The sequence below is a fragment of the Sphingobacteriales bacterium genome (assembly GCA_012517435.1).
Taxonomy (GTDB): Bacteria; Bacteroidota; Bacteroidia; order CAILMK01; family JAAYUY01; genus JAAYUY01.
In genome coordinates, this window is record JAAYUY010000095.1 from 1 (window position 1) to 4,936 (window position 4,936).

Below are 4,936 nucleotides of genomic sequence, written 5' to 3' on the forward strand. Positions count from 1 at the left end.
CTGACGGAATGCAGTATTAAGCTTATGAATTCCGTGTTCAGCTTTGCAGATTTTCCCTGCCTGCTGACTTTGTTAAGTAATATAGTGTATAATAATTCTGCAGACAGGTAAATCTACTTCATCTCCCTGATGGACTTCACTGAATATCATGATGGTACTTCTTTCTTTTTCAACACCACTATCGGATATTGGAAATGCCTGACGAAAAAATCCGGGTATTTTTCCTCCAGCTGATAAAGTTTCGAAAACAACCAACGCCCTACCCTGTTGTTGGGGAAAAACAGTTTTTGTTGCTGATTGGTAAACGACCGCCAAGGGAACATACTGATTTCAGCCTCATCCCTGAATTGTTTCCACCATTTCAAAGGGTGGGCATAAAAATAAAGCTCTTCTGTATATGCCGGGGATTTGATGATTTTTCTGAAAAACCGCAATCCTTTTTTGATCAGGCTGACAGGAGCATACAAATATCTTCCCCATGCTGCAGGATTGCTGTAAACAATCACCACCGGACTGCCCGGGCGGGTAACTTTTATCAGTTTACGAACCGCTTCGGCCTGCCTGTTTTTATCCATGTGATAAATGGTATGCACACTCAGGGAACAATCGAAGAAATTTTCGGGGAGATCAATATCGAAAAAACTACCACATAAAAACACACCATGATCCCCGATTTTTTCTTTTGCTTTATCGAGCGCCTTCTGCGACAGATCCACACACCACCTTTTGGTAAAATTTCGGGAATAGTCGAGATATTCAGGAAACTGAACAGGACCTGAAGCCATGTCGAGCAAGTTCTCCCCTCTTTCAGGTAAATAGCGGTTGACCCGTTGACGGCATTTTACTACATATTCTTGGGCATATTTCCTTAAATCTTCATATTTCAGGGCATCGCCCGTAATATCATTTTCAGCGTCCCAACCGATGGTGTTGTAAAAATCGGCAACAATTTTCTCAGCTTCCTTTTTCATACTAAGTGTAAGTAATTAGCCCTGTTTTTTCTCTCATATGATTAAAAAATTCAGAGCAAAATAAGTTAATTCCTGCCGAAAAATTTATTAAAACTTTCAATGTTCATAAAAAATCAGGCCTCTTTCCCAGATTCGTTGTGGATAAATCAGGCTGAAAAAGATCCTTAAAACAAAGAAAAATATTGATTCTACGCAGTTTTTTATTTCCTGCTAATTGTTGTAATCAGAAAAAAGGTATTTTCAGGCAATAAAACCTAATTCATTGATTTATAGATGAATATTACAAATTTTTACTAATTATTTTAATTCATGGGTAAAATAAATAAAAGTTCAACTGAAAACTGCATTTACTATTTTTTCATGAGAATTGCAAAAGAAATCATCCACAAAATGAGAAAAATATTTTAAAAAAAGTACTTGCAGGAATGACTGAGACAAATATTTTTGCGAGGCTTTAAAAAACAATTTTATTCAAAGAAAATGGACATTTTTGAAAAAATCACCAAACGTCCGGGACCTTTAGGTCAGTTTTCCGACTTTGCTCACGGATATTTTATGTTCCCCGAACTGGAAGGGGAAATCTCCAACCGCATGAAATTCAGGGGGAAAGAAAAAATTGTATGGAGTTTAAACAATTATCTTGGCCTTGCCAATCACCCCGAAGTAAGAGCTGCCGATGCCGAAGCCTCCAAACAATTCGGTCTGGCTACTCCCATGGGTGCCCGCATGATGTCGGGAGATACCAAATATCATCAGCAACTTGAAAAAGAACTGGCAGAATTTGTCAGAAAAGAAGATGCCTTCTTACTAAACTATGGATATCAGGGAGTTATCTCTATTCTCGATGCGCTGTTAGACCGTCACGATATCCTTGTATATGATGCCGAAGCCCATGCCTGCATTGTGGACGGAGCACGCTTGCATATCGGAAAACGTTTTGCCTACCGTCACAATGATATGGAAAGCCTTGAAAAACAACTCCAGCATGCCACCCAGCAGCTTTCTCCTCAGGGAGGAATCCTCGTGGTAACTGAAGGAGTTTACGGTATGTCGGGAGATCAGGGAAAAATCAAGGAAATTGTTGAACTCAAGAAAAAATATAAATTCAGGCTCTTTATCGATGACGCTCATGGTTTTGGTGTAATGGGACCCAGAGGTGAAGGTACACACGTTCATCAGGGCGTAGCCGATGGAGTGGATATTTATTTTGCCACTTTTGCCAAAGCCATGGCCAGTATAGGAGCTTTTGTAGCCAGCCACAGGTATATTATTACCCATCTTCGTTACAACATGCGTTCACAGACCTATGCCAAGTCGTTGCCACTGCCACTGGTCATTGGTGACCTCAAACGCCTCGAAATCATCAAAAGAAGCACAGAACTGAAAGATAAGCTCTGGAAAAATGTCAACAAACTTCAGGAAGGACTGAAAGCCAGAGGTTTCGACATTGGTAAAACAAACTCCTGTGTTACTCCGGTTTATCTGAAAGGAAGCGTCAATGAAGCAGGTAACCTGATCATCGACCTGAGAGAAAACTACGACATTTTCTGCTCAGTAGTGCTGTATCCGGTCATTCCCAAGGGTGAAATCATCATCCGTATTGTTACCAGCAGCGAGCACACAGACGAAGACATTGAAAAAACCCTGAATGCATTTTCTGAAGTAGCCGAAAAACTGAAAAACAAAGTTTACGACAACGAAAACCTTGCATTGGATTTAATCAAACGATAATTTTTTTATTAACTTTATAAATGTTGAATTATGAACAGGTATGCACAATTGAGAGAAATGCTTCTTTCTCTTGAAACAGATTTTCACAAATTCTATGAAAAAGGCAATAAGGCAGCAGGAACCCGCGTCAGAAAAGGTATGCAAAACCTGAAAGTCCTTGCCCAGGAAATCAGATCAGAAATTCAGGGAATGAAAAACGAGGACTAAAAAACCTCAGTTCCTTTTTTTGAAAACTGATTTACAACTCTAAGAAAGACGGCCAGCGATGTTTGAGCCGTCTTTTTTTTATAGTTATAGCATGATAATAAACACCACCCAGGAAATGACAGTATAAAACAGTAGCCACTGCCACGGGACATAGCTGCTTATTTTTATCCCATTCCTCGCGACTACTATCATCAGCAAAAGCTGGTTGACATAATAAGCTGCGAGGGTGGCAAAAGGAATTCCGTAAATACCGAAAAGATTGATCAATACTATCCCTAACGTTAAATTCAAAATAAATTCAACCACACTGGCTTCGAGGATACGGTTGTTTTTCTGCATGCCCATCAGGATGGTCTGAGGGAATATCAACCTGCTGACTGTCAGCAAAAGATAGACATTGAAGATTTTATAGGAATCATAAAAAACATCCGTGTATAACAACTTATACAAATAAGGGCTGACAATCAGCAAAATAACGGTAAGTGGAAAAAGGAAATGCATCAGACGGAGAGAGCCTTTTTTCAGGTCATTCAGAACAGGGGTTAGCTGGTTCTTAATCAATGCAGCCGATATTTCACCGCTTAAAACAATACTTAAAGAATTGGCCAGCAAGCGGGTAATCGGAAATTCTCTTGCTCCATACCGAAAAAGGGCAAAATCGTGTGAGCTGGCAAATTTACGTACAATAAAACCGTTAACAATTTCAGTACTTCCCCCTACCAGCAGGCTCAGCATTATGGGAGACGAGCGTTTCAGGTGAAGAAGAAATATTTCCCTGTCAAATTCTTTGAATGAAAGATAATGACGAAGCAGATACACAAGAAAAACAAACCGCAGAAAGGTGAACCCTGCCAGAAAAACAAGTGCATCCAGCAGACTGGCTCCCAGATACAAAGGCAAGCAAAAAGCGATGGTTTGCAAGGTAAAGGCTGCTATAGCATAAACAATCAGTTCCGTTTTCCTTTCTTTGATCAGATAAAAATATTCAGTGAGAAAGGCAGGAGAATTAAATAAAATATAAATAGCAAAAACAATGAACAAGGGAAGCGACATGCTTTTAAAGAAAATCATACCTGTCAGAATGATGAGAAGGGAAGAAAGCAGCGAAATGAGATTCAGGGATATAAAAGTATTAAAAATGATTGGCTTTTCCCTGCCGGGCTGGTTGTAATAAAATGGCAGAAAAGTGGTCATCAGTCCCGATACCCAGAAAAATGTAAGACCGGTGCCCACCAGCGAAAGGGTCTCATACTGACTGATGATAAAAGTATCTTTATAAATATTGGCAAGAAAAACAGAAACCAAAAAAACAGAACCTGTCCTGACAATCTGAACAATCTGAAGGCTGAAGACCCTCAGGTTCATTCTGTTGCGTAAAAGTTCTGTCAGTTTCATCTCAGAAGTTTTCGTTTTCACGGATTGCTTTCAGATCATCATAATCATTTTCAATATTTTGCGAGGAACGAATGATACACTGTCTGATCTTCATCAAATCGGCCTCATGATTAAAAATACTCAGGTTGATACGCTCGAGTACTTTATTCATCAGAAAAATGACTGCATCTTCAGAAGTATAGCTATAGAGGTATCTTTTTGTCCTGAACCTTTCAAAAAATTCAAAAAACCCGTTGACAAACTGCTCATCTTTCCCTTTGATAAAGGCTTTCACTTTAATTTGGTCAATGTGGTCAAGGTCATTGTAAAAATTTTCGAGAATCTGACTCTCCCGCTGAATGATTACTTTGTCAATGATGAGTTCGAGGAGGATATGTGCCAGAAAATGTTGTTTGGAGGCCAGAAACGTTATTTCGAGCTCTTCCAGAGAATAGCGTATAAGCGTGGTGTGTTTTAAAAAAAACTCCGACTGGTGAAAGATAGAATCCAGTTCAAAGTGTTTGAGGATACCGGCCATCAGTTGCCGGCTTTCGAAAGAATCAACCACGTGATTATCAGGATCATAAATCTTAAAATGACGGCTGTAAATGCCCAGCAGGTCGGGAAGAATTAATCCCAGATTATGATAAGGA

5 protein-coding genes are annotated in these 4,936 nt (G+C 39.5%); 2 read left to right on the forward strand and 3 right to left on the reverse strand.

Annotated elements, in window-relative coordinates; translation table 11 throughout:
• Window positions 1–146: 146 nt before the first annotated feature.
• A complete protein-coding gene (locus GX437_05755; protein ID NLJ07156.1) occupies window positions 147–971 on the reverse strand; it encodes a class I SAM-dependent methyltransferase in 825 nt (274 codons plus the stop codon).
• A 480-nt stretch (window positions 972–1,451) separates the two neighbouring features.
• On the opposite strand from GX437_05755, the gene GX437_05760 reads away from it, so the two are divergent.
• Both GX437_05760 and GX437_05765 read left to right on the forward strand, forming a co-directional pair.
• Window positions 1,452–2,702: an aminotransferase class I/II-fold pyridoxal phosphate-dependent enzyme gene (locus tag GX437_05760; protein ID NLJ07157.1), complete on the forward strand. Its 1,251-nt coding sequence runs from the start codon at window positions 1,452–1,454 to the stop codon at window positions 2,700–2,702.
• A gap of 30 nt (window positions 2,703–2,732) precedes the next feature.
• Window positions 2,733–2,909 (forward strand): histone H1, encoded by a 177-nt coding sequence (locus GX437_05765; GenBank protein ID NLJ07158.1) that lies wholly within the window; start codon window positions 2,733–2,735, stop codon window positions 2,907–2,909.
• Between the two features lie 84 nt (window positions 2,910–2,993).
• On the opposite strand, the gene GX437_05770 is transcribed toward GX437_05765, so the two are convergent.
• Both GX437_05770 and GX437_05775 read right to left on the reverse strand, forming a co-directional pair.
• Window positions 2,994–4,304, reverse strand: coding sequence for a hypothetical protein (locus GX437_05770; GenBank protein ID NLJ07159.1), 1,311 nt, complete (start codon window positions 4,302–4,304; stop codon window positions 2,994–2,996).
• A 1-nt stretch (window position 4,305) separates the two neighbouring features.
• Window positions 4,306–4,936, reverse strand: a 631-nt coding sequence (locus GX437_05775; GenBank protein NLJ07160.1) for a hypothetical protein, incomplete at its 5' end; no start/stop codon positions are given.

Bases quoted from the DNA above. Each gene is read 5' to 3' on its own strand.
- GX437_05755 (NLJ07156.1), bottom strand. From the start codon at position 971: ATGAAAAAGGAAGCTGAGAAAATTGTTGCCGATTTTTACAACACCATC.
- GX437_05765 (NLJ07158.1), top strand. From the start codon at position 2,733: ATGAACAGGTATGCACAATTGAGAGAAATGCTTCTTTCTCTTGAAACA.
- GX437_05760 (NLJ07157.1), top strand. From the start codon at position 1,452: ATGGACATTTTTGAAAAAATCACCAAACGTCCGGGACCTTTAGGTCAG.
- GX437_05770 (NLJ07159.1), bottom strand. From the start codon at position 4,304: ATGAAACTGACAGAACTTTTACGCAACAGAATGAACCTGAGGGTCTTC.